This is a genomic window from Eisenbergiella tayi (assembly GCF_001881565.1).
In the GTDB taxonomy this organism is placed as follows: domain Bacteria; phylum Bacillota; class Clostridia; order Lachnospirales; family Lachnospiraceae; genus Eisenbergiella; species Eisenbergiella tayi.
This window is the reverse complement of the sequence record NZ_MPDJ01000001.1, coordinates 330,524-354,565: the sequence shown is the minus strand read 5'-3', so window position 1 is coordinate 354,565 and position 24,042 is coordinate 330,524. Positions and strand designations below refer to the sequence as shown.

Annotated in this window: 19 protein-coding genes; 17 read left to right on the top strand and 2 right to left on the bottom strand. The window is 47.3% G+C overall.

All coding sequences use genetic code 11. From position 1 onward, the window contains the following. Positions 1 to 13: 13 nt before the first annotated feature. The 12 genes from dapF to BLA28_RS01395 all read left to right on the top strand — a co-directional run bounded on the left by dapF (position 14) and on the right by BLA28_RS01395 (position 15,432). The gene (gene dapF, locus BLA28_RS01450) at positions 14 to 871 is read left to right on the top strand and encodes a diaminopimelate epimerase (RefSeq protein ID WP_334293114.1); all 858 of its coding nucleotides are present in this window, start codon (positions 14 to 16) and stop codon (positions 869 to 871) included. Between the two features lie 44 nt (positions 872 to 915). Further along, on the top strand, positions 916 to 2,130 hold the full coding sequence (locus BLA28_RS01445) for an LL-diaminopimelate aminotransferase (RefSeq protein ID WP_069155748.1): 1,215 nt from the start codon (positions 916 to 918) through the stop codon (positions 2,128 to 2,130). 425 nt (positions 2,131 to 2,555) lie between these two features. Further along, positions 2,556 to 3,887 (top strand): aspartate--tRNA(Asn) ligase, encoded by a 1,332-nt coding sequence (aspS, locus tag BLA28_RS01440; RefSeq protein WP_069156562.1) that lies wholly within the window; start codon positions 2,556 to 2,558, stop codon positions 3,885 to 3,887. A gap of 93 nt (positions 3,888 to 3,980) precedes the next feature. Continuing rightward, a complete protein-coding gene (gene gatC, locus BLA28_RS01435) occupies positions 3,981 to 4,274 on the top strand; it encodes an Asp-tRNA(Asn)/Glu-tRNA(Gln) amidotransferase subunit GatC (RefSeq protein ID WP_009254475.1) in 294 nt (97 codons plus the stop codon). Positions 4,275 to 4,341: 67 nt separating this feature from the next. Next, positions 4,342 to 5,862, top strand: a complete 1,521-nt coding sequence (gatA, locus tag BLA28_RS01430) for an Asp-tRNA(Asn)/Glu-tRNA(Gln) amidotransferase subunit GatA (RefSeq protein ID WP_069155747.1) — start codon at positions 4,342 to 4,344, stop codon at positions 5,860 to 5,862. Between the two features lie 4 nt (positions 5,863 to 5,866). Then, entirely contained in the window at positions 5,867 to 7,297 is a 1,431-nt protein-coding gene (gene gatB, locus BLA28_RS01425; protein ID WP_069156561.1) for an Asp-tRNA(Asn)/Glu-tRNA(Gln) amidotransferase subunit GatB, read from the top strand. A 346-nt stretch (positions 7,298 to 7,643) separates the two neighbouring features. After that, entirely contained in the window at positions 7,644 to 9,371 is a 1,728-nt protein-coding gene (locus tag BLA28_RS01420) for a sensor histidine kinase (protein WP_069152099.1), read from the top strand. Then, positions 9,364 to 10,926, top strand: a complete 1,563-nt coding sequence (locus BLA28_RS01415; RefSeq protein ID WP_069155746.1) for a response regulator transcription factor — start codon at positions 9,364 to 9,366, stop codon at positions 10,924 to 10,926. Before BLA28_RS01420 ends, BLA28_RS01415 begins: the two co-directional genes overlap by 8 nt. 200 nt (positions 10,927 to 11,126) lie before the next feature. Then, positions 11,127 to 12,488 (top strand): ABC transporter substrate-binding protein, encoded by a 1,362-nt coding sequence (locus BLA28_RS01410; RefSeq protein WP_069152101.1) that lies wholly within the window; start codon positions 11,127 to 11,129, stop codon positions 12,486 to 12,488. 76 nt (positions 12,489 to 12,564) lie between these two features. Continuing rightward, positions 12,565 to 13,437, top strand: a complete 873-nt coding sequence (locus tag BLA28_RS01405) for a carbohydrate ABC transporter permease (RefSeq protein ID WP_009254469.1) — start codon at positions 12,565 to 12,567, stop codon at positions 13,435 to 13,437. Then, positions 13,434 to 14,270 carry a carbohydrate ABC transporter permease gene (locus BLA28_RS01400; RefSeq protein ID WP_069155745.1) on the top strand — a complete coding sequence of 279 codons (837 nt, stop codon included), beginning with the start codon at positions 13,434 to 13,436 and terminating at the stop codon, positions 14,268 to 14,270. Before BLA28_RS01405 ends, BLA28_RS01400 begins: the two co-directional genes overlap by 4 nt. Positions 14,271 to 14,331: 61 nt before the next feature. Further along, positions 14,332 to 15,432 carry a hypothetical protein gene (locus BLA28_RS01395; RefSeq protein WP_069155744.1) on the top strand — a complete coding sequence of 367 codons (1,101 nt, stop codon included), beginning with the start codon at positions 14,332 to 14,334 and terminating at the stop codon, positions 15,430 to 15,432. A gap of 130 nt (positions 15,433 to 15,562) precedes the next feature. Here BLA28_RS01395 and BLA28_RS01390 read toward each other — a convergent pair whose 3' ends face one another. Both BLA28_RS01390 and BLA28_RS01385 read right to left on the bottom strand, forming a co-directional pair. Then, complete coding sequence (locus tag BLA28_RS01390; RefSeq protein WP_069155743.1) at positions 15,563 to 17,062, bottom strand: response regulator; 1,500 nt, start codon at positions 17,060 to 17,062, stop codon at positions 15,563 to 15,565. Continuing rightward, complete coding sequence (locus tag BLA28_RS01385) at positions 17,040 to 18,845, bottom strand: sensor histidine kinase (protein ID WP_081365574.1); 1,806 nt, start codon at positions 18,843 to 18,845, stop codon at positions 17,040 to 17,042. Before BLA28_RS01385 ends, BLA28_RS01390 begins: the two co-directional genes overlap by 23 nt. A 243-nt stretch (positions 18,846 to 19,088) precedes the next feature. Here BLA28_RS01385 and BLA28_RS01380 point away from each other — a divergent pair, with 243 nt between their 5' ends. Genes BLA28_RS01380 through BLA28_RS01360 form a run of 5 tightly spaced genes read left to right on the top strand, consistent with a single transcriptional unit; the run spans position 19,089 to position 24,030 of the window. Then, positions 19,089 to 20,408: an ABC transporter substrate-binding protein gene (locus BLA28_RS01380; protein ID WP_169897192.1), complete on the top strand. Its 1,320-nt coding sequence runs from the start codon at positions 19,089 to 19,091 to the stop codon at positions 20,406 to 20,408. Further along, the gene (locus BLA28_RS01375) at positions 20,383 to 21,567 is read left to right on the top strand and encodes a serine hydrolase domain-containing protein (protein ID WP_069155741.1); all 1,185 of its coding nucleotides are present in this window, start codon (positions 20,383 to 20,385) and stop codon (positions 21,565 to 21,567) included. Before BLA28_RS01380 ends, BLA28_RS01375 begins: the two co-directional genes overlap by 26 nt. 32 nt (positions 21,568 to 21,599) lie before the next feature. Further along, positions 21,600 to 22,265: an aspartate/glutamate racemase family protein gene (locus BLA28_RS01370; protein WP_009254461.1), complete on the top strand. Its 666-nt coding sequence runs from the start codon at positions 21,600 to 21,602 to the stop codon at positions 22,263 to 22,265. After that, the gene (locus tag BLA28_RS01365) at positions 22,262 to 23,203 is read left to right on the top strand and encodes a carbohydrate kinase family protein (protein WP_069155740.1); all 942 of its coding nucleotides are present in this window, start codon (positions 22,262 to 22,264) and stop codon (positions 23,201 to 23,203) included. Before BLA28_RS01370 ends, BLA28_RS01365 begins: the two co-directional genes overlap by 4 nt. Further along, positions 23,194 to 24,030: a sugar phosphate isomerase/epimerase family protein gene (locus tag BLA28_RS01360; RefSeq protein ID WP_069155739.1), complete on the top strand. Its 837-nt coding sequence runs from the start codon at positions 23,194 to 23,196 to the stop codon at positions 24,028 to 24,030. The genes BLA28_RS01365 and BLA28_RS01360 overlap by 10 nt, the downstream gene beginning before the upstream one ends. Positions 24,031 to 24,042: the final 12 nt, after the last annotated feature.

The following is a 24,042-nucleotide window of genomic DNA, read 5'->3' as shown; positions in this document are numbered from 1 at the left end:
TAAGCGGATGCAGATAAATTTTACGAAGATGCAGGGCTGCGGGAATGATTATGTTTATATCAATGGATTTACGGGATTTACGGAGATTATTCCGCAGCAGCAGAAGCCTGATTTTGTAAGAAAAATGAGTGACAGGCATTTCGGAATCGGAGGAGACGGCGTGATTTTTGTCAATCCGTCGCAGACGGCTGATTTTGAAATGGAGATGTATAATGCGGACGGCACCCGTGCGGAAATGTGCGGGAATGGTATCCGCTGTGTGGGGAAATTTGTATATGACAAGGGGCTGACGGAAAAAAAAGATATCCGGGTGGAAAGCTTTGGAAAGGTGAAGTATTTACAGCTGCTGACAGAGGGCGGGACGGTGAAGAATGTCCGTGTGAATATGGGAGAGCCCATACTGAAAGCTGAGGAGGTTCCGGTTGTATGTGATAAGGAGCAGGCGGTTTCGGAGCCTGTCGTGGTGGAAGGAAAAACATATGAGATGACCTGTGTTTCCATGGGGAATCCTCATGCGGTTGTGTATATGGAGGATGTGGCAGGTCTTGCCATAGAAAAGATAGGGCCTTTTTTTGAAAATCATCCCCGCTTTCCCCGCAGAGTCAATACGGAGTTTGTAAAGGTGCTGGATAAAAATACTGTGGAAATGCGTGTCTGGGAACGGGGAACGGGTGAAACTCTGGCCTGCGGGACGGGCTGCTGTGCCGTGGCTGTAGCCTGTGTCCTGAATGGCCTGACCGGAAGGAAAGTTACGGTTAAGGTACTTGGCGGACAGCTGGATATTGAGTGGGAGGAACGTACCAATCTGGTGTACATGACAGGACCTGCAGTAACGGTTTTTGAAGGAAGCGTGGATTTTTCTGCTGTCTGAAAAAATTGTGTGCAGGAATAAGTAAGAGATAAACGGAGGAAACTATGTTTAAGGTAAATGAAAATTATCTGAAATTGCCGGGCAGCTATCTTTTTTCCACAATAGGCAAAAAGGTGAATGCCTATGCCGCTGCCAATCCGGATAAAAAGATTATCCGTCTGGGGATCGGGGATGTAACCCAGCCGCTTCCGGCTGCTGTTGTTGAGGCCCTTCATAAAGCGGTGGATGAGATGGCCGACGCTTCCACATTCCATGGGTATGCGCCGGATCTGGGGTATGAGTTTTTAAGGAATGCCATTGTGGAAAATGATTTCCGCGCCAGAGGCTGTGATATCAGGGCGGATGAAATTTTTGTTTCCGATGGGGCCAAATCGGATTCTGCCAATATCCAGGAAATTTTTGGGCTGGATAATAAGATTGCGGTCTGTGATCCGGTGTATCCTGTTTATGTGGATTCCAATGTGATGGCGGGAAGGACCGGAAGCTATGATGCGGCGTCGGAAACATGGAGTGAGGTAATTTATATGCCCTGTACGGCGGAAAACGGGTTTGTGCCTGAACTGCCGAAAAAGACGCCGGATATGATTTATCTGTGCTTTCCGAATAACCCTACGGGCTGTACCATTACTAAGGATCAGCTCCAGGTATGGGTGGACTATGCCAATAAGGTCGGGGCTGTGATTATTTTTGATGCGGCTTATGAGGCCTATATTGCACAGGAGGATGTGCCTCATAGTATTTATGAGTGTGACGGGGCAAGAACCTGTGCTATTGAGCTGCGTTCGTTTTCAAAGAATGCAGGTTTTACGGGGCTGAGGCTCGCTTATACGGTTGTGCCGTGTGATCTGAAGGCCGGGGATGTGGCTTTGAACGGGCTGTGGGCCAGAAGGCATGGGACGAAGTATAACGGGGCGCCTTATATTGTGCAGAGAGCCGGGGAGGCTGTTTATTCGAAAGAGGGAAAGCAGCAGATCCGAGAGATGGTGGGGCGGTATATGAAGAATGCCCACTATATTCTTGAGGGACTGAAAGGTGCCGGGTATGAGGTTTACGGCGGGGTGAATTCGCCTTATGTGTGGATGAAAACGCCGGATAAGATGACGAACTGGGAGTTTTTTGATTATCTGCTTGAAAAGGCTAACGTGGTGGGGACGCCGGGATCGGGATTTGGACCCAGCGGAGAGCATTATTTCAGGCTGACGGCTTTCGGGAGTTATGAGAATACGGTGGAGGCTGTGGAGAGGATTAAGGGGATTTAAGGGTTTTTCAGGCCCGCCCGGCTTTTAGCTGGTAAAAAAACCCCTTGCCAAATAATTATATTTGTGTTATTATGTGAAACAATTTATAGAAAAGCAAAGAACGGGACTCTTGTCAGGGGAAGCGACAGGAATGCAGCGCCACCGACTGAAAGCGCTGCTTGTGAAAGCTGACGAAGGGAACACCCGGGAGCTGGTTATCTGAAATCTTTTCGGAGACGTAGGGTAATCCGTGTGACGCGCGTTAAGTGTAAGAGTGGATGAGGCGATGAAGCATTTTGTTGGAAGTGCCGTCTTGTCAATGCGGGTGGTACCGCGGATTTGAATGGAATCCGTCCCGGAATGCAGTTTACTGCATTCCGGGACTTTTTTATGTCCGCCCCGCAGCCGGAAACTGCAAACCAGCCACAAAAAAGGAGACCAGAATTATGGAGTTTTTAACGGGAGTACTGCAAAAAGAAACAATGGAAATTTCAGACCTTGTCAGGCCCGGCCTGGAGGGGAGCGAGGTAAAGGTAAATGGGGCGATCCATACCATACGGGATATGGGGCCGATTGCTTTTGTCATTCTCAGGAAGAGGGAAGGGCTGCTGCAGTGCGTATATGAGCCGGGTGCGGCGGACTTTTCCCTGAAGGATTTGAAGGAGGCTGATACCATAGAGGTGTCCGGGACCCTGGCGCTTTCCGAAAAAGCGCCGTCCGGAATAGAGGTCAGGATGAAGTCGGTCAGGATTCTTTCGGAACCCACAGAGGCAATGCCCATCCCGGTTTCCAAATGGAAAATGAACGTTTCTCTGGAAACAAACCTGGATTTAAGGCCGATATCCCTGCGAAATATCAGAGAACGCGCCAAGTTCCGCATCCAGGAAGGAATTGTAAGGGGCTTCCGTGATTTCCTGACAGCCCAGGGCTTTACGGAAATCCATACTCCTAAAATCGGTTCCAAGGGAGCCGAGGGCGGAGCCAATATTTTCAAGCTGGATTATTTTCACCGTCCTGCAGTTCTGGCACAAAGCCCACAGTTTTATAAACAGATGATGGTAGGGGTATTTGACCGGGTATTTGAAACAGCGCCTGTGTTCCGTGCGGAAAAGCACAACACCAAACGCCATCTGAACGAGTATACTTCCCTTGATTTTGAAATGGGTTATATCGATGGGTTTGAGGATATTATGGCGATGGAAACCGGCGCCCTTCAGAACATCATGAAGCTTCTGGAAAAGGAATACCAGAGGGAGCTGAAGCTTCTGGGAACGGAGCTCCCCAGGGTGGATAAAATCCCCTGTGTAAGATTCGACGAGGCGAAGCGGCTGGTGAGCGAAAAGTATGACCGGCCCATTAAAAACCCCTATGATCTGGAACCGGAGGAAGAGGTGCTCATCGGTAAGTATTTCAGGGAAGAATTCGGAAGCGATTTCGTATTTGTCACACATTATCCCAGTAAAAAGCGTCCTTTCTATGCTATGGATGATCCTGCGGATCCTACCTATACATTGAGCTTTGACTGCCTTTTTAAGGGAATGGAAATCACGACAGGCGGACAGCGTATCCATGACTACGGCATGCTTATCGATAAAATATATAAGCGCGGCATGACTGAGGAAGGAATGGAGCACTACCTGATGGCTTTCAAACACGGCATGCCTCCCCACGGAGGCCTCGGCATCGGACTGGAACGCCTTACCATGAAGCTTATCGGAGAAGATAATGTCCGTGAAACAACACTGTTTCCCCGTGACTTGAGCCGACTGGAACCTTAAGGGCAGACGTAACCGGGATAGCGGCTCAAGTCACGTGGGACTATGGGTCGACTCGAACCTTAATAACTGCCGAACAATAGAAAGGAGCTAACCATGGCAAATATCATTGATGATGAAACAATCGAGTATGTAGGTATCCTTGCCAAACTGGAATTATCCGGCGAAGAGAAGGAGCAGGCCAAGGCAGATATGGGCCGGATGCTGGATTATATAGATAAACTGAACGAACTGGATACGGAAGGTGTGGAGCCCATGAGCCATCTCTTTCCGGTGACCAACGTATTCCGGGAGGATGAAGTCACAAACACGGATAACAGGGATAAAATACTGAAAAATGCACCGGGAGAAAAAGAAGGGATGTTCAAAGTACCGCGTACGGTGGAATAGCCCGGAGGAACGGGCGGTGCTTTGAAAAAGGAAGGCCTCCATAATAGAGGCGGAAAGAGAGGGAGACATGAGCCTGTTGGAATGTACGGCCCTGGAGCTGGCCGATAAAATAAAGAAAAAGGAATGTACCTGTCAGGACGCTGTTCAGGCAGTTTTCGCACAAATTGAGAAACAGGAAAAGAACTATCACTGCTATATCAGCCTGGATAAGGAACGGGCCCTGAAAAGGGCCGGGGAGGTGCAGGCGGCCATTGATTCCGGTGAATTGACAGGCCCCCTGGCGGGAGTGCCGGTAGCCGTGAAGGATAATATCTGTACGGAGGATGTGGAAACCACCTGTGCATCCCGCATCCTTTCCGGTTTCGTTCCCACCTTCAGTGCAGAAGCCGTGGTGAATCTGGAAAAGGCAGGAGCCATTATTCTGGGAAAGACAAATATGGATGAATTTGCCATGGGTTCCACGACGGAAACCTCCGCCTATGGAGTTACCAGGAACCCCTGGAACCCGGAGCATGTGCCGGGAGGCTCCTCAGGAGGTTCGGCAGCAGCCGTAGCGGCAGGGGAATGTTACTTTGCCCTGGGCAGCGATACAGGCGGCTCTATCCGCCAGCCGGCGGGCTTCTGCGGCGTGGTCGGGATGAAGCCTACCTACGGAACGGTGTCACGCTATGGACTCATTGCCTATGGCTCTTCCCTGGATCAGATAGGGCCGCTGTGCAGGGATGTTTCAGACTGCGCAGCCGTACTTGAAGCCATAAGTTCCCACGACACAAAAGATTCCACCTCCATGGAACGTGAGACGGATTTCACGTCGGCGCTTACCGCTGATGTGAGCGGCATGCGGATTGGAATCCCCAGAGACTATCTGGGAGAAGGTCTGGACGGGGAAGTGAAGGAAGCCGTGCTGAGGGCAGCCGGAGAGCTTGAGAAAAAAGGGGCGGTGCTGGAGGAATTTGATTTAAGTCTTGTGGAATATGCCATACCCGCCTATTATACTATTGCTTCCGCGGAAGCCAGCTCCAATCTGGAACGGTTTGACGGCATCAAATACGGGTATCGAGCCAAAGATTATGATGGCCTTCATTCCATGTACAAAAAGACACGTTCCGAAGGCTTTGGCCCGGAAGTGAAACGCCGTATTATGCTGGGATCTTTCGTCCTGAGCTCCGGCTATTATGATGCGTACTATCTGAAGGCGCTTAAAGTGAAGGCGCTGATTAAAAAAGCTTTTGATGAGGCATTCGGACGTTTTGACTGCCTGCTTGGGCCGGTAGCGCCCACTACGGCTCCGCAGCTCGGCAAAAGCCTCACAGACCCCTTGCGGATGTATCTGGGAGACATCTATACCATCTCCGTGAACCTTGCCGGCCTTCCTGCTGTCAGCCTTCCCTGCGGAGTGAGCAGCGACGGGCTGCCCATTGGACTGCAGTTGATCGGCGACTGTTTTCAGGAGAAAAAACTGATCCGTGCGGCCTATACCTATGAACAGGCGAGAGGGAAGTTCCCCCTCAGCCCGGCATGGGAAGGAAGAAATGCCAAAACGGCAGATGGCACTGTAAATGCAGGTACGGACGGAAAGGAGGCATGAGAAAATGGCAAAACAATATGAAACAGTAATCGGCCTGGAGGTTCATGTGGAGCTGGCTACCAAAACAAAAATCTTCTGCGGCTGTTCCACCGCCTTCGGAGGCGCTCCCAACACCCATACCTGCCCGGTATGCACAGGGATGCCCGGCTCCCTGCCCGTCCTGAACAAGCAGGTTGTGGAATACGCCATCGGCGTGGGCCTGGCAACGGGCTGTACGATCACCAGATACTGCAAGTTCGACAGAAAAAACTATTTTTACCCGGATAACCCGCAGAACTATCAGATTTCCCAGCTCTATCTGCCCATATGCAGGGACGGCCATGTGGAGATCGAAACGGCCTCCGGAACCAAAAGTGTGGGAATCCATGAGATCCATATGGAAGAGGATGCAGGAAAGCTGATACATGATGAATGGGAAGACATTTCCCTTGTGGATTACAACCGTTCCGGCGTCCCTCTGATCGAAATTGTTTCCGAACCGGATATGCGCAGTGCGGATGAGGTCATCGCCTATCTGGAGAAGTTCCGGCTGATCATCCAGTATCTGGGTGCTTCCGACTGCAAGCTGCAGGAAGGGAGCATGCGCGCGGATGTCAACCTGTCTGTGAGAGAGGTGGGAGCTTCTGCATTTGGAACCAGGACGGAGATGAAAAACCTGAACTCCTTTAAAGCGATCGCCCGTGCGATAGAAGGAGAAAGGGAGCGGCAGATAGAGCTCCTGGAGGAAGGAAAATCCGTAACGCAGGAAACCAGGCGCTGGGATGATAATAAGGAATATTCCTACGCCATGCGCTCCAAAGAGGATGCCCAGGATTACCGTTATTTTCCGGATCCGGATCTGACTCCGGTATTTATCAGTGATGAATGGCTGGAACGAATCCGGGAAAAACAGCCGGAGTTCCGGACGGAAAAAATGGAGCGGTATAAAAGGGAATACCAGATCCCCGATTATGATATCGAAATCATTACCGGATCCAAACCCCTGGCCGACCTGTTTGAAGAGGCCGCCGCGATCTGCGGACAGCCCAAAAAGGTGAGCAACTGGATTATGGGAGAAACCCTGCGCCTTCTGAAGGAGAAAGGGGAGGAACCGGAGGATATCCGTTTTTCACCAGGGCATCTGGCATCGTTAATCGCCATGGCGGACCGGAAGGAAATCAATGGAAAAATTGCCAAGGATATCTTTGAGGTCATGTATGACAGGGATGTGGATCCGGAAGCATACGCGGAGGAAAAAGGCCTGAAAACCGTGAATGACGAAGGCCTATTGCGCAGCACAATTGAAAAGATTGTGGAGGATAATCCCCAGTCCGTGGAAGACTATCATAGCGGTAAGGAAAAGGCCATCGGATTTTTGGTGGGTCAGACCATGAAAGCCATGAAGGGAAAGGCTGATCCGGCTATGGTGAATGTTATATTGAAGGAGATTTTGTGACAGACAGGTTATGAAATATAATAAGGTGCATGCAATTTCCATTAAAATCAGATAATCTTAATATAGGCAGAATATTTTTTGCATACTGAACATCATAAAAAAGAACCGGATATTTTACGTATTCGGCTCTTTTTTTATGTGAATCTAAGTGAATTATTTAAGTCAGAAAGTTAAGAAAGATATTATTTTAGTGTGTCAATTCTAAAGGGATTTGAATAAATGATACGTGAAACAACCGTCTTAGCGGTTGTTTTGCAGTTCGATTTAAGGTATCATAGGAGCAAGGTAAAATGTTTTTCCGCTTCTTTTTAAGATCAGGAGCAGACCGTAACAGAGGTATAAATATATGAAATTACTGCGCAGGAAACCCTTTCTGGGAATTCGGGAAAAAATGATCTTATGCTGTATTCTCTCTACCATCATCACGATTGTCTTCTCCGATCTGGTTGTCTATTGGATATATCAAAAGGATATCACAGAAAAAGAATTTTTTTATATGGAAGACGGAAATCAGATTCTTTCGGATAATATAGATAATCTTATTTCAACGATTGAAGAGAAACTGGTGACCGAACTTGAATACTGCACAGTTTTTTCTTATCAGGATGATCTGAGCAATCTTTATGTGGCAGACGTTATGAGAAGCTTAAAAAGGTTGGTCACACTGATGAAAATGCGCGGTACCAATGTGAAGAGTATTTATATTCTGGATCAGTATACCTGCAGCTACTATTATGATACCAAAGAAGAATTATTGCTGGATGATTTTAAGGAAAAATCCGTCTATCAGGAAATCCGGGATAATCATAAGACCATGTTTCCACGTCAGGGCAGCACTTTGTGGAGAAGCTTTCCTGATAACCCCGATGAAATCTACCTGATTAAACATTATATTAATTCTGAAACTACGGATTATAAAGGAATTGTCTGCCTGACATTTGACAAGGATTATTTTCATACACTTCTTGGAGAACATGACTTTTCCAGTATCATTTATGATGAAAAAGGCTATTTGCTGTATTGCAGCGAAGACCTGAGATACGCCATGCAGTGTAAAGACAACTCTGTGAGGGATCAGTATCTGATATCCTCCACGTCGGTGGGTAAGCGGGGGTGGACTCTGGAGGCTCTGGTAAACAAAAGTACTATCCTGGCCCGTACCAAATCTCTGGCCAGTATTCTTCTGATTGTGGAGCTGGTGGTGCTGATTGGCGTGATTGCGATGATTGCCTATCTGTTTCGGGGTATGCTGGGAAATATTCTGGCACTTGATAAAAGCTTCAGGGATATTAATGCGGGAAAGCCCGTAGAACAAATCATTCCCCGTACACGGGACGAAACCGCGTATTTGTGTCAACAGTTTAATACCATGTATGGGGAACTGACCCAGAGTGTGGAGAAGATGGCACAGGACAGTACACTTCGTGAACGGGCGGAATACAATGCTCTTCTTGCTCAGATGAATCCTCATTTTCTCTACAACACACTGGAATCCATCAGTTCTATGGCAAAATTGTCCGGTCAGGAGGATATTGTACATACTATCCATATGCTGGGCTATCTGCTCCGTGCCTCCATCAATGGAAACACCCAGAAAATTCCTCTGCAGAAGGAGCTTTTGTATATACGTTATTACCTGGAACTGCAAAAGCTTGTGACCGGGGGCCGCCGTTTAGATTGGGATATTTCTATTGAACCCGGAACAGAACAGTATCTGGTTCCTAAACTTCTTCTGCAGCCGGTGGTAGAAAACTCGATTATTCATGGTTTGCATCTTATTAAGGATGACGGCATTATCGTGATCACCTCCGGAAAGAAAAAAGACTGTCTTATACTGGAGGTATATGACAATGGAGAAGGAACTAATCAGGAGGAAATAGACCGTATACTGTCGGAAGATGGGCAGGATGATTCCGGAAATGATCGGGCGCACATAGGAATCCGCAGTATTCAGAAGCGGCTTCATATTCTGTATGGGCCTGAATATGGCATGCAGATGGAAAGTTCACCTGGAAACGGCATGATTGTCAGAATTACACTGCCGTTGGAAAAAAGTGAGGAAGAGAATGTATAAAATAATAGTTGCGGATGATAATCTTTTGACCATACAGGCGCTGCAGGCAACGGTTCCCTGGGAAGAGTGGGGATTTCAGCTTGTAGGATGTGCGGAAAACGGTATTGATGCCCTGAGTCAGCTTTCTTTGTACCATCCGGACATCGCCATTCTGGATATTAACATGCCCGGTATGACCGGTCTGGAGGTGGCAAAACAGCTTTTGGAGAGTAAGGAAAGGATACTCTTTATTTTTCTTACCGCATATGATGAATTTTCCTATGCACAGACAGCCCTGCAAATCGGAGCCTTTGATTATCTGCTGAAGCCTTTGGATAATGAAGCCCTGAAGGAAATCTTATTACGTGCCGGAGAAAAACTGGATCGGGAAAGACAGACTGCCGATATGCGCAGCAAACTCCGTTCAGAATATGAAAACTGGGCCGGACATTTGCTGCTGGATGGCATTAACGGGGTAAACCGATCGGTGACTGAACTGGAAGACATGCTGCAGCAGGAATGGCGGCCGGCCGGTTATGAGCTGATGTTAATCAGCACAACCGATTTCCTTCCTCAGGAAAGAGTTGAACAGCTGACAGATCAGATCCGGCAATGCCTCTCCTGCCAGGAAACTTCATATCAGTTTAAATACGTCCACGCCCGGATAAAAGAAGGTTTTCTGATTTTACTGGTTTTTCAAAAAATCCAGATTATGCGGGATTATGACCTGGCTTCCCTTAAGATTGCCAACCGTATTGTGGATACCGGAAGAACTCTCGATACGGATTTGTTTGTGGGAGTCAGTGATTTTTCTGAGAGAAGCCTGGATGCCCTTCCCAAGGTTTATGAGGAGGCGGTATTCTCTGCAGAGAGCCGTTTTTTCCTGGAGAATAAAACAGTTATCCACTATAAAAGTATCACTAGTAAAAGTTTTCGAAATGAGTATACGCTCAGCAGAAAAATGCAGGATATGTTCCGTGTGCTTTATACGGAACCCTGGGATTTTACGGACTTGCTGGAGGAATTTATCGAATTGATCGTGCAGGAAACCTGCTACGATGTGAAATATGTTAAAAACATTTTCATGCAGATTGCATTTACCATTACATGCAGCATGCAGGAACGGAATACCGGGGACTGTCCCCTTAAATCCATGGATACCATCCTGGAGGACATGCGTAGAATTGACAGTATGCAGAGTATCATCACCTATATCAGAACTTACACAGCTCAGACCATAGGCCAGCTCCGGCCGGATAACAGCCAGATGTCCTGTCAGGGAAGAAAGGTTCTGGATTTTATCAATACGCATTATATGGAAAATATTACACTATGTGATGTGGCAGAGGATGCAGGAATTTCAGAGAGCCACCTCTGCCGGGTTCTGAAAAAGGAAACGGGTGAATCTTTTGTGAATATTCTTAACAAAATCAGAATCCAGAAGGCACAGAAGCTTCTTCAAAAAGGTGATTTAAAGGTTTATGAAATTGCTGAAATAGTTGGGTTTTCCAATTATGCCTACTTCTATCAGGTGTTTAAAAAAATCACCGGCTGTTCTCCGAAGGAATACCATTAGAATACTGCTGCCATACAAGTCTGTGCATTACCGCACAGACTTGCTTTATTTTTTATCAGAATATGGCGGATGATAAAATTTCCCAATGAAAAAGCAAAATTTTATATATAACTTACTTGCAAAATGATAGAATTATGAAATTTTTATTTTTCCTGTGTACTGTTAAAATAAATATATCAAGAAAACAGGAGGATTTATTTATGAAGCGTAAAGTTATTTGTATGCTGCTGTCAACAGCTATGATGCTGTCACTGCTCGCCGGGTGCGGTTCAAGTACAAGCACCACCGCTGTATCAGAACCTGCCGCAGAGCCAGCGGAGGCTGCTTCCGAAACCGCCGCTGCAGGGACAACTGCTGAAACAGAGAAGGCTTCCACAGAGTCTGCCGATATCACCGGCGAACTGAATATTATTCATTATCTGACAGAAACTGCCAAGCTGGCAGCTCTGGATGGTATGGTAGAGGGCTTCAAAGAGGAATATCCCAACATAACAGTAAATGTAGAAGCTATGGCAATGGATAACTACTCCGATGTAATCAAACTGAGATTCTCCACAGATGAGGCTCCCGATGTTATTTTCGGACAGCCCAAATCCTATACAGACCTGATTGACAACGGCCTGATTAAGGATCTGAGCGGTGAAGATTTTGTCAGCAGATTATCTGAGAGCTCCACTAACTGCGTTACCTACAATGGCGGTATATATGGCGTGGCGTTGGATCAGATGGCTAACGTAGTATTCTACAATAAGGATATCTTTGAAGAACAGGGACTGTCTGTTCCGACTACCTATTCCGAATTTATAGAAACCTGTGAAGCCCTGAAAGCCGCCGGTATCACACCCTGTGCAGCGGGCTATCAGGATGATATCGCATATGGTGCGAATTGGTATACCATTTACTATGGTTCCAAATGGAATCAAGCTCAGAATAATGCCCAGGAATTGATGGATGGCGCAAGCCTTGCCGATTATCCCGGATATTCCGAAGCTCTTGATCAGTGGAGAGAGATTATGGTCAACTACCAGAATTCCGACTGCAAAACAATCGATACAGCCAGAGCGGAGCAGATGTTCGCAAACGGAGAAACTGGTATGATCATCATCGGAACATGGGGGCTTGGAGCTATCATGGATTATAATCCTGATGGAAATTACGGCGGATTTACTTATCCTTCCGAGGAAAATGCAGATGAGTGCTACGTTCCTGTCAGCATCGATGATTCCTGGATGATTTCCGAGGGAAGTCCCAATGAGGAAGCTGCTCTTGCATTTCTTGAGTATGCAACAAGGGCAGAGGTTAACTCTGTTTGGTGCGGTACCGCATCCCAGTTGAGCGCCCTGGAAGGGGTGGAATGTGATACTCTGCCTCAGGCGGCCCAGGATATTGCAAATGAGATCGCCACAAAGAAAACCACTGCATGGTCTTCCGTTTCTAATTTCACCGGTCAGTATAGCACAGTATACACCAATTCTCTTCGTGATTTCGCAATGGATGACGAGATGACAAAGGAAGAATTTATCACCGAAATGGATGAAGGTTTCGCAGCAGCAGGAAAGTAACCTGAACCCGGCATAAAACTAGGGGCATCGACTGCGCTCGATGCTCCTTTTTAAATAAGTGAAAAGGGATAGATTTATGGCAAAATTGAGCGATAAGAAAAAAAGATGGATCAAGAACGAGGTGAAGGATTTCAGCTTCCTTCTTCCTTCTCTTGTTATATTCATCATTATTATAATAATCCCGTTGATATCCGGAATCCGCTATACCTTTACAGACTGGAACGGAATGTCAAAGGATATTAACTATGTGGGACTCAAGAACTATATTACTGTTTTCCGGGACAAAGATCTGCTGCTGCCAATCCGTAATACCGCCATTTTTACTTTGGTTACGCTGGTTATGATCAATGCATTGGGATTAGGGCTGGCTATGATGGTAGAAAAGGAATTTAAAGGTGTTAATGTCATCAAAAGCATTGTGTTTATACCACTGGTTGTCAGCCTGGTACTTGTTTCCTACATGTGGATGTATGTTTACAGCGATTTCTTTGGAATGCTCGGCTGGTCAAGTCCTTTGATTTCCAAAAAAACGGTACTGCTTGGTTTGTGTGCCATGGCTATTTGGAAAGAGGCCGGACTGGCTATGATGATTTACCTGGCGGCTCTGAAGGGGGTATCTTCCGATTATTATGAGGCAGCTACTATAGACGGCGCCGGCTTCTGGGCAAAGTTCAAAAATATTACCATTCCCATGATCGCACCTGCCTTTACCTATTGTATCCCGTTGTGGCTGGCCGGAGGACTGAGAATGTATGACTATTCCTATGTTGCTACTCAGGGAGGCCCCAGCCATGCCAGTGAATCCATGGCATATTATATTTATCAGTATCTGTTTCCATTCAACAAGGTGGGATATGGACAGACTGTGGCAGTGCTTTATTTGATTTTCTGTATTATCCTTTCTAATGTGATTACCAGAATGCTGAGAAGAAGGGAGATTGAGTTATGAGACATACTAAAAAATATAAAATACAGACTGCTGTCCGTGTTACCGTTTTGTGGCTCTTCGCCCTGATCTGTCTGGCTCCCTTTTATGTGGCAGTTTGTTATGCGTTTAAGTCCAAAACAGAATTTGCAAAGACCAAGCTTGCTTTTCCCACTACCCTTTACCTTCAGAATTTTGTGGATGCATTTGAATTGAAAAATTATTTTAATTCTGTAAAAAACAGCGCCATTGTGGCAATCTGTGTTGTAATTCTGATTATAATTATCTGCTCTATGAGCGCCTATATTATTACAAGAAAGAATAACAAGTTTTATAACTTTATTTTTTATTTTTTTCAGATGGTTATTTTAATCCCTTTTCAGACCATTATGTTTCCTCTCTACAGAGAACTGTATTCCCTGCATGCACTCAGCACCCTTTGGGGACTTGTTTTTACGGAGCTCGGCGTATATATGGGATACTATATTTTCCTGTATGCAGGTTTTATCAAGAGTGTCCCCATCGCGTTGGAGGAAGCAGCAAAAATTGACGGCTGTGACCGTTATCAAGTATTTGTCCGCATTGTTTTCCCGCTTCTTAAGCCTATCACCATGACTGTAGTGGTTTTGTGTTTTCTGGCTTCCTGGAACGACTTTTTCCTGCCATTAATCATGGTACAGAAGGATGAGGTAAAGACACTTCCCCTGATGCAGTTCTTTTTCTTCGGGGAATATACCAGCAACATCAACCTGGCATTCGCAGCCTCCATTCTTTCTATGATTCCGGCTGTAGCAGTATACTTCTGTGCACAGAAATATATAGTGGCAGGCATGACTGCCGGAGCGGTAAAATCATAAACATCTGTCAGTATAATTTATAAATCTAATAAAATTGGGAAAGGATTGGTGAACGGATTCTATGAAACAAAAATGGACGGAAGAAGAAATATGGAGTTGGTACAAAGCACAGCCCTGGATTACAGGATTTAATTTTATTCCCAGCGGGGCCATGAATGGAGGGATCTGGCTGCTTCAGGACTATGATCATGAAAGAGCCTACAGGGAATCCGCAAAGGAAATTGCCCTGGCTGCAAGCCTGGGTTTTAACAGCATCCGGTTTTTTGTACCCTTTTATCTGTGGAGAGTGCAGCATGACTCCTTTATGAAAAATTTTGAAGAGCTTTTATCTCTTCTGGATTTATATCATATGACCATGATGCCTGTCCTGTTCAATGACTGCTGTGTAGCAAAGTCCAAATACACCGAACCGGTTCTGGGGTCTCAGCCGGAACCGGTTCCCGGCTATTTCGGCGGAACGTCCGTCACACCGTTTGATGAAGATACCCAAAATGGAGACATTATCGGTTATGATATTACAGATGAACCGGAAATGGAGCCGACGGTACACGCTTATGTGAAAGAGCTTGCACAAACCTATGGGCAGGATAACCGTATTCTGATCTGGAATATCTGGAATGAAGCCGGGAATTCCCAGCGTATGGAAAAATCAGTTTCCCTGATGAAGAAGGTCTTTGAATGGATGCGTGAGGAGGATGTGAAACAGCCTCTTACTGCAGATATATGGGGAGCCGGAGCTGAACATCCCTATGGCTGGTTAAAAAATCCGGGGATTTATGCTGATGTGGAGAGGACAGCTATTGAACTGTCAGATATTATTACTTTCCATTTTTACGGAGATTACGCACATTCACGCATGTATATTAAATGCCTGAAGGAATACGGAAGGCCAATGATTAATACAGAATGGATGCATCGCCCCTATCGCAGTATTATTCAGACACACCTTCCTCTTTGGAAAAAGGAAAAGATAGGAAGCTATTTCTTCGGTTTTGTCAATGGCAAAGCACAGTTTAATTATGTCTGGGAATTTATAAAAAATCTTCCGGATATTGATACAAGACTGTGGATGCATGACATATTCCATTCGGATTTTACACCCTATGATGAAGAGGAAATAGATGTGATTAGAGAATGTAACAGAGATAAAAAGATTTTCTGATAAAGAAATATGTGTATTTAATTTCAAATTACGGTACTATTTCGCCCGGCGGTTTCTGCCGGGCGAAACGGCTGATAAACTGATATTTTTAGAGTTATTTAAACTGGGGCGGCAGCAGCTTTAAGCGGTGTTACCCCAGCTTCCTGATATATTCCGTAGGCGACATCCCCGTATATTTTTTAAACAGCTGGCTGAAATACTGCGGATTATTCCCACATCCCACGGCCTCCGCCACAGTATAAATCTTTTCCGTATCACAGTTAAGCAGCAGTTCCTTTGCCTTCTCGATCCGCTGACGGTTCAGCCAGGCCGAGAATTTTTCCCCTGTCTGCTTGTAGAACTGCTTGCTCACATAATCCACATTCATAAACAGATAATGGTTGGCAAGCCACTTCAGGGAAAGGGAGGATTCCGAAAGATGCTCTTTGGTATATGTAAGCAATTTTTCGATAAAGGGCTTGTAGGTCACTGACTGGCTTTTCGGAGGAAGAAGCCGGCCGAAATTTTCCTGAAAGGCAAGCAGGGCTTCCTCCGTGCTCCGTGCGGCGCCTATACTCTGGAAAAATTCGGCGTCAGCTACCGCAGAAACATCCGAATCAAAATGTCCGCGCTGGAAGATGATATTTGTGATCAGAAGATTTAAAAAGTCCTTATCCTCCACCGTATGGAGCAGGTTCATGATTTCTTCCTTCAGCTGGGAATAGCTGATCTGCATGGAATAATAATCCTGCAGAAGGAGGCGCACGCTGGTAAGACAGCCGCTGTAATTATAGACCGGGATGCGGTTATCTCCGTCAAGGAACAACAGGCGGTCGAAGCGGGACAGTCTGGGAAGGATGCGTTCCAGGAGATTTATAAGGCTGTCGAAGCTTTCTTTTTCCAGTGACAGGGAGACCTCCTGTCCGGGAAAATGCAGGCTGTCCAGAAAATCTGAAAAGGCTCCGGCCTTTCCCCCGGGCTGCTTGATTATGATGAGCAGGGTATTTTTTACATATACCAGATGGTACATGGTGCCCGGAAGGATTTCTTCCATAAAATCCTGCAGCTGTCCGCAGCATTCCTGCAGATTGTTTTCCATGAGAAAATAAACATAGTGCAGGTCGTAGGCCGTGTGGGTAAAATCCAGATAACACTGATAATTGTCGCAGAGCAGGGCCGGTTCGGCGGCATTTGTAAGACCGTCGGTCAGGATGTTGCGGAATACAGATTTTTCAAAGCGTACATTCTGTTCCGGCTCCTGATCAGCCTGCTGTTTCAGATAGCAGGCTTTTTTTACATCCTCTATGGCCTCTATAATCTGATTTTCATTACAGGGCTTAAGGAGATAGTGCCTGATCCCAAAACGCATGGCCTGTTTGGCATATTCGAATTCACTGTAACCGGAGAGAATGATAAATTGGATATTCTCTCTGGTATCATTGAGCTTTTCAATCAGCTCAAGACCTGACAGGCCGGGCATTTTGATATCGGTAAGTACGATGTCGGGATAAGAATCCAGAATGGCATCGTAGGCCTCCAGCCCGTTTTTACATACCCCCACCACTTCGATTCCGAGGCTTTCCCAGTCAATCAGACTGCGTATGGATTCCCGGATTATTTTTTCATCATCAACAATTATCAGTCGTAACATGATTCCACTCCCCTGGTTTTATTTTAATTTGTGCGATTGCAAGGCCGTCCCGGTTAAACAGGGACAGGCCATATTCCTTTCCGTATGTAAGGCGCAGGCGCTGGTCTATATTTATGAGGCCTATGCCGAAGCCTTCGGCCTGTACGCTGCCGTCAACCAGTTTTTCCAACAGGTTGTCAGGAAAGACGGATCCGTTGTTGGCCACTTCGATATAGGCATTGTCTCCGTCCCGGTAGGCCCGGATAGTAATGGTGCATACATCCGTCATTTCCTCCATGGCATGTCGGACCGCATTTTCCACCAAAGGCTGGATAATCAGCTTTGGCAGCCTGAATTCCAGCAGATCCGGATCCGCCTCCAGAGTGTATTGAAGCTGTTCTTCAAAGCGTGTCTGTTGGATGGTCAGATAGCAGGTTACGAAATCAAGTTCCCGCTTCAGGGATACCATTTCGTTGGGGTCGGACAGGGTTGCCCGGAGGAGATAGCCTAAGGATTCAACCATTCGGGATATATCCTTTTCACCGGAGGCCTTTGCACGCCAATTGATGGATTCCAGAGTATTGTAGAGGAAATGCGGATTGATTTGGGCGGTAAGCGCCTTCAGCTGGGCATCCTTGCGGAGGATTTCATTTTTATAATTCACATGGATGAGCTGCTGTATGCGCATTGCCATCTGATCGAACTGCTGGTGCAGCACGCTGAATTCATCCTTCCGTCCTTCATATTGGAAGGGGAAGGAGGAGGGCGTGAAGCTTCCCTCTTTATCCGCAAAGGATTTGATTTTCACCATCAGATTATCGATATGGACAGTCAGCAGGTGAATCAGGTGCCGTGACAGGACGATACTGCCGAGGACACTGCAGAAAAGTGTGACAAAAAACATGATGTGGATAATCACAAGGGAGCTGTAAATCTGTCCGTAAGGCACCAGACAATAGAAATCCCAGCCGGTTTCTGTGATCCTGTTTTTTACCACAAAATATTTGCTGCCGCTTATATTGATTGTCATGTAGGGCTCCCTGGTACCGAAAAAAAGGCGTTCGGAATCTTTTTCGGTAAGGGGCAGGCTGCTTTGGAGAAGGGAGGAGCCGTTTGCGAGGATATAGGAAGCCTGGCCGTACTGATTGGAAAAATGGCAGCAGTCGTTCAGAAGCCTTTCCATATCGATATTTATAATCAGATAGGCAAGAGGATCCAGTCTGGCGTTAGATATCCGCCGTACCTGCCTTACGAGGAAAAGGCCGTGGGACTGTGCATATTTGGTAACCCAGACAGGACGGCCGCTGTAGCCCCCGGCGATATCTTCCAGATCCCGGATGACTTCATCCGGCAGACGCTGGGAAATAGGGATATAGGTTTTCGCGGCAAATCCGTTTCCGGTAAGCATCATATAGGAAATATGATTTTTACGGTACTGCTGAAGGTAGGATTCCATGGTGGTACACATCGTCGTATAGCTGGCGGAATCCATGGCTTCTCCGGAATCCTTCAGATCAGACAGGGTTTCCTGGAGGGTATCATTGGCAATAAGGGTAGCGGAGAGCGTTTCTATTATATTAATGTGGCTTGTCATGTTGGAAGCGGAATAGGAAAGGTTGTCCGCCGTACTGTTATAGATGAGCCGGTTGCTGGTACGCAGGTACAGCATAAAAGCCAGAATGGCGAAAACGCTGATTAGTAAAATGTTGCATAATACAATCAGCATGATTTTCCGGTTCAGGCTGGAATCCAGGATATTCTTCTTTATTTTATCTGTAAACATTTTTCCTTTACCCATAAACATAACGAAACTTCCTCCTTACTGTCTATCAAAATTATACAAAATGGCCCAGTGAAACACAACATTGATGAAAGAAAAGACGGTTTTTCTGAAGAGAAGGCCGGTTTTTTTTATTAATCTTATCATACAGCGATGCTATAATCACTAACATAATCAAAACAGCTACATGTGGAAATGTTAAAAGCCTTTCCATCTGGGTTTCCCGAAAAACGGCAGAACCTGAATGTACACGCTGAGGAGGAGAATGTGAACAGTTTGAGAAAAAAAAGGCTGTCACTTCTGTTATTAATGCTTCTGCTTCTATCGGGATGCTATGGAGGAATAGAAAATGGCAGTGTTGTTGACGGAACAGATACATCCGAAAAGGAAATTTCGATATCCTGGTGGGGAGATGAAATCAGAAATGAGTACACGCAGGAGCTGCTGGATCAATATGAACAGCTGCATCCGGGAATCCGGTTCCTCCCCGTTCCGTTAGGGAAAGAGGATTATGGCGAGTATCTGGCAGTGACGGCGGCAGCCGGCGAATGTCCGGATATCATGCTCATGGATGATGAATTTCTAGAAACCTATGCAGGCAATGGAACATTGGCAGACTGCAGAAATTTGTTTATGGAGAATAGTAAAGAAACAGGCTTTTTCCTTGACAGCGAGATTTGGGAGCTGGGGAAGAAGGAGGGGATTCAGGCCGGGATTCCGGTATCCCTGACCATGCCGGTCCTTTACTGCCGGCCAGGAAAACTGGAGGAGGCGGGAGTGGAGCTGAAGAAGGATATGGACTGGGATGACCTGGCCCAGGCGAGCAGAAGCTTTCAGAAAAAAACAGGAGGGCCCGGTATCGTCTGGGGTCATGAAAGCTCCGAACTCTTAGTCAGCTGGATGGAACAAAATGATGCCCCCCTTTTTGAGGGAGGCAGGGTAAATCTGAATCAGGACAGCAAAAATAAATTAACTTCCTTTTTTTCCCTCTGCGGGGAACTGATGAAAAGCGGAGGGATGACGCCGCCGGAGAATCCGGAGCCGGAAGGGATAACGCAGGAAACAGAAAAGGAAGAAAAAGAAGGAGCCTTTTATCTGGGAGATGCGGAGGAACACCGGATATCAAAGGAAGACGATGATATAGAAGTGCTGCCGCTGCCCGGAGGACAGCCGAAAGCGGATTTGTTTTTTGCCCTTTCCGCAGCGCTGACACAGGATGAAAAGAAAGCAGCCGCCGATTTCCTTATCTGGCTGCTGGATGATGAGTATGCGGTGGAGCGGGCAGGACTGGAAAGAGGGATTCCTGCATCGGAAAAGGCGAGAAGGCTTCTGGAAGAATCAGAGAAGCTGCCGGCTGCAGACAAGTCGCTGCTTCAGCTTTACAGGCAGACACAGGAAAGGATGCCCGGTTTTGAAAAAGAGCCGGAGAAGAGGAAGGATATAGACAGGATTTACCAAGAGGTTATTTATAAGCTGTATCAGGGGAGCTGCTCTCCCGGAAGAGCGGCAGATGTATTTTATCAGGATGTACAGGAGCTGTTTACAGAACAGGAGGCGACAGATGAAAGCATTGGAAAAGCTGGATGATTTACTGGAAGGATTTGTCCGAATGGAACACGGCCCTGCGGGCTGTGCGCTGAAGGCGGTGCGCGGACAGGAGATTATATATGAGGGCTATAAAGGGTATGCGGATGAAAAAGCTGGAAAGCTCATAGGCCCGGGCACGGTATACAGGATGTATTCCTGTACCAAGGTAGTCACCGCAGCAGCAGCCATGCTGCTTCTGGAAAGAGGGAAAATGCTTCTGGATGATCCGGTTTCCCGTTACCTTCCCGAATACGGAGACTTAACATGGTGCCGGTATACCGGAAATAACATGGTCAGTCTCGAGAAAACAGGCGCCATGACAATCAGGCATCTGCTCACCATGACCTCCGGATTTACCTATGACGGCATACATAATACGACCCAGCAGGAGACGAAAAGGGTCCTGGAGGAAATGAACCGGGAGGGCGGGGCCTCCACCCGTGAATTCGCCCGCAGGCTGGCACAGGTACCGCTGCTGTTTGAACCGGGGACCCACTGGAATTACGGGCTGGGACTGGATGTGCTGGGAGCTGTTATCGAAGTGATAAGCGGCATGCCATTCGGCGAATTCCTGAAAAAAGAATTTTTTGAACCATTGGAAATGAGGCATACAGCCTTTTTCATAGAAGAAATACCGGAGGAAAAGCTGGCGGTTATGTACCGCTATGCGGGAGAAAAAAGAGTCCCCAATCTGACGGAAGAATTTAAGTTCCATTCCTCTTATCAGCTTCAGAGCGGAGGGGGAGGCCTTCTTTCCACAGTAGAGGATATGTCCCATTTTGCAAGAATGCTGGCAAAGGGAGGGCTGTGGAAAGGGAAAAGAATTCTGGGGAAACGCACCATCGAACTGATGAGCCGGAATCAGCTGCACGGGGAAGCGCTGGAGGATTTCCGGCGGACCCACCGGTATGGCTGGGGCTTCATGGCAGGCTGCGGCTACGGGCTGGGTGTGAAGACCGTAACGGATATGGCGGAAAGCGGCTGTATGGTGAATCAGGGGGCCTTCAGCTGGGCAGGCGCGGCAGGAACGCTTCTCTGGGCGGATCCGGAAAACGATTTGTCTTTTGTTTATGCCCATCAGCTCATGCCTGATAACCGTGAAGAATACTGCCATCCAAGGCTTTTAAATGTGATTTATGGACAGCTTGAAGATAAGTAAAGGCTGCCTGTATGGCAGAGAGGGGAAAGAAAATGGGAAAATCAATTGCTTTTGTAGAAACCAGCGGAGTATCTTCAGATGAACTGAAAGCGTTATGCCGGGAAATTATTCCGGATGTGAAGGTTTACCAGCTGATTGATGACAGCCTCATTCAGGAGGTAAATGCCAATTGCGGGCCGACACCTTTCGTCCGCAGGAGGATGATGGAATATTACAGGAATGCCCAGGAACTGGGAGTGGATTTGATTATCAACCAGTGCTCCAGCGTGGGGGAGGCAGCGGACGCTATCATGCCTTTCCTGGATACACCGGTCCTGAAGATCGACCAGGCCATGGCGGAACGCGCCGTGGAGTTGGGCAGGAAAATCGCTGTAATCGCCACCGTGGAATCCACAACAGGCCCCAGCGTACGGCTGATTGAAAGCGTCGCCGCCAAAATGGGGAAGGAAATCGAAGTGGATCTGCATCTGGTGGAAGGCGCCATGATGGTCCTGATTGAACAGGGCGATGCGGAAAAACATAACCGCATGGTGCTGGGAGAAGTGCAGAAGGCTGCAAAGGATAATGATGTGGTGGTGCTGGCACAGGGCAGTATGACAGTGCTCCTGCCTTTGCTGAAGGATATACCGGTTCCCGTTCTGAGCAGTCCCAGACTGTGTGTGGAACGTGTGAAGGAACTGCTGGAGGCACAGGGATGAACGAAAGGGATGCTATCCTGGACTGCCTGTTTATAGGGGGAAGCACTCAGGATGTGATGATGCGTATGGAACGGGTGCCCCAGGCGGATGAAAGAGTGCAGGCATGGGATTATGTGAAATGCTGCGGGGGCGTTTCCGCAACAGCGGCGTCCGCCCATCAAAAGCTCGGCGGCAGAACAGGAATTATTACTGCTGTGGGAAAAGATGATGCGGGGGTCTTTATCAGACAGGATTTGAAGGAACAGAATTTCCGGGAATGCCGGATACTGGAATCACCGGATGCTTCCTCTTCCGTAAGCCTGATACAGGTGGATGCCCTGGGCCGCAGAAGCATTGCCCATTATGGAGGCTGTATCGGGGAACTCACTTTTTCCATGCTGGATCAGGATTTGATGCGAAGCTCCCGTATTCTTCATCTGGGAGTGATGGAAGAGGAACTGATGCTGGAAATCGCCCGGTTCTGCGGAGAACAGGAAGGAGTCCTTCTTTCCATAGACGGAGGGAATTTATCGCTGGTTCTTGCCGAAAAGCTTCTGCCGTATACCGATATCTGGATCCCGGATGAAGGGACGGTGGCCAAAACACTGGGAGTCAGTCCCGAGGAGGCCTGCCGGAGATATCAGGAGATGTCCGGGAAAAAAGATTTCTTTACGGCGGTGACACTCGGGGATAAAGGCGCAGTCGGACTTCAGGGAGACAGATTCTTTACCGCCATGCCGTACAGGGTGCCGGTGACGGATACTACCGGGGCGGGAGACAATTACCACGGCGCTTTCCTGTATGCATACGGCCGGGGCTGGGAGTTAGAAAGATGCATGGAATTTGCCGGTATCTTTGCCAGTCTCACATGCCGGGAATGCGGCGGAAGGAAAGGGGAGCCATCCCTGGAGGAGGTCATGGACATTTTAAAAGAAAGGAAAGAAAAGCAATGGAGTTAGGAATGTATTCCATAGAAATAGAACGTCCCACCACGAAGGAGCTTTTCGAAGCGGCGGCCGGATACGGATTTACCAAAATGCAGTTTGATTTTTCCTCCGTATGTGACGAGCAGATGCCGGAGACCATAGAGAGAAGCCTGCTTCAGGAAATCCGTGAAGCCGCGGATCGTACCGGCATAGAAATCGTGGCGGTGAACGGAACCTTCAATATGATTCATCCCGACAAACAGGTGAGGATTGACGGACTGAAGCGTCTGGAAACAATCGCCAGATCCTGTAAAACGCTGGGCTGCTCCATCATCACTCTTTGCACGGGGAGCCGTAATGTGGAAAATATGTGGAGCCGTCATGAGGATAATGACAAACCCCAGGCTATGGAAGATTTGATGGGAACGATGGGGAAGGCGCTGGAAATCGCCCGGAAGTATGACCTGGTTCTTGGGATCGAGTGCGAACCGAGCAACTGCATCGATTCTGCTGAGAAAGCGGAAAGGATGTTTGAAGCCTTCGGCTGGGATGAGCATCTGGGAATTATTCTGGACGCGGCCAATTTGTTCCGGGCCGGAATGGCCAGGAAAGAAAATGTGAGAAGCGTGATTACGGATGCCTTTGACCGGCTGGGAAACTGTATCTGCCTGGCTCATGGAAAGGATATATCCGAAGGCGAAGATATTCACTATACCTATGCGGGAGACGGCATTGTAGATTTTCCTTTTTTCCTGGAAAAATTAAAAGAGGCGGACTATAACGGCTGCATGATTCTGCATGGGATCAAAGACGAAAAAGACATGGAAAAAGCAGTGGCCTTTATGAAAGGGCTGTCATAAGAGGAGTAGGAG

Excerpts from the sequence above, each read along its gene's own strand:
- BLA28_RS01445 (WP_069155748.1), top strand. The coding sequence starts at position 916 with ATGTTTAAGGTAAATGAAAATTATCTGAAATTGCCGGGCAGCTATCTT.
- aspS (WP_069156562.1), top strand. The coding sequence starts at position 2,556 with ATGGAGTTTTTAACGGGAGTACTGCAAAAAGAAACAATGGAAATTTCA.
- gatC (WP_009254475.1), top strand. The coding sequence starts at position 3,981 with ATGGCAAATATCATTGATGATGAAACAATCGAGTATGTAGGTATCCTT.
- gatA (WP_069155747.1), top strand. The coding sequence starts at position 4,342 with ATGAGCCTGTTGGAATGTACGGCCCTGGAGCTGGCCGATAAAATAAAG.
- gatB (WP_069156561.1), top strand. The coding sequence starts at position 5,867 with ATGGCAAAACAATATGAAACAGTAATCGGCCTGGAGGTTCATGTGGAG.
- BLA28_RS01420 (WP_069152099.1), top strand. The coding sequence starts at position 7,644 with ATGAAATTACTGCGCAGGAAACCCTTTCTGGGAATTCGGGAAAAAATG.
- BLA28_RS01415 (WP_069155746.1), top strand. The coding sequence starts at position 9,364 with ATGTATAAAATAATAGTTGCGGATGATAATCTTTTGACCATACAGGCG.
- BLA28_RS01410 (WP_069152101.1), top strand. The coding sequence starts at position 11,127 with ATGAAGCGTAAAGTTATTTGTATGCTGCTGTCAACAGCTATGATGCTG.
- BLA28_RS01405 (WP_009254469.1), top strand. The coding sequence starts at position 12,565 with ATGGCAAAATTGAGCGATAAGAAAAAAAGATGGATCAAGAACGAGGTG.
- BLA28_RS01400 (WP_069155745.1), top strand. The coding sequence starts at position 13,434 with ATGAGACATACTAAAAAATATAAAATACAGACTGCTGTCCGTGTTACC.
- BLA28_RS01395 (WP_069155744.1), top strand. The coding sequence starts at position 14,332 with ATGAAACAAAAATGGACGGAAGAAGAAATATGGAGTTGGTACAAAGCA.
- BLA28_RS01390 (WP_069155743.1), bottom strand. The coding sequence starts at position 17,062 with ATGTTACGACTGATAATTGTTGATGATGAAAAAATAATCCGGGAATCC.
- BLA28_RS01385 (WP_081365574.1), bottom strand. The coding sequence starts at position 18,845 with ATGTTTATGGGTAAAGGAAAAATGTTTACAGATAAAATAAAGAAGAAT.
- BLA28_RS01375 (WP_069155741.1), top strand. The coding sequence starts at position 20,383 with ATGAAAGCATTGGAAAAGCTGGATGATTTACTGGAAGGATTTGTCCGA.
- BLA28_RS01370 (WP_009254461.1), top strand. The coding sequence starts at position 21,600 with ATGGGAAAATCAATTGCTTTTGTAGAAACCAGCGGAGTATCTTCAGAT.
- BLA28_RS01365 (WP_069155740.1), top strand. The coding sequence starts at position 22,262 with ATGAACGAAAGGGATGCTATCCTGGACTGCCTGTTTATAGGGGGAAGC.
- BLA28_RS01360 (WP_069155739.1), top strand. The coding sequence starts at position 23,194 with ATGGAGTTAGGAATGTATTCCATAGAAATAGAACGTCCCACCACGAAG.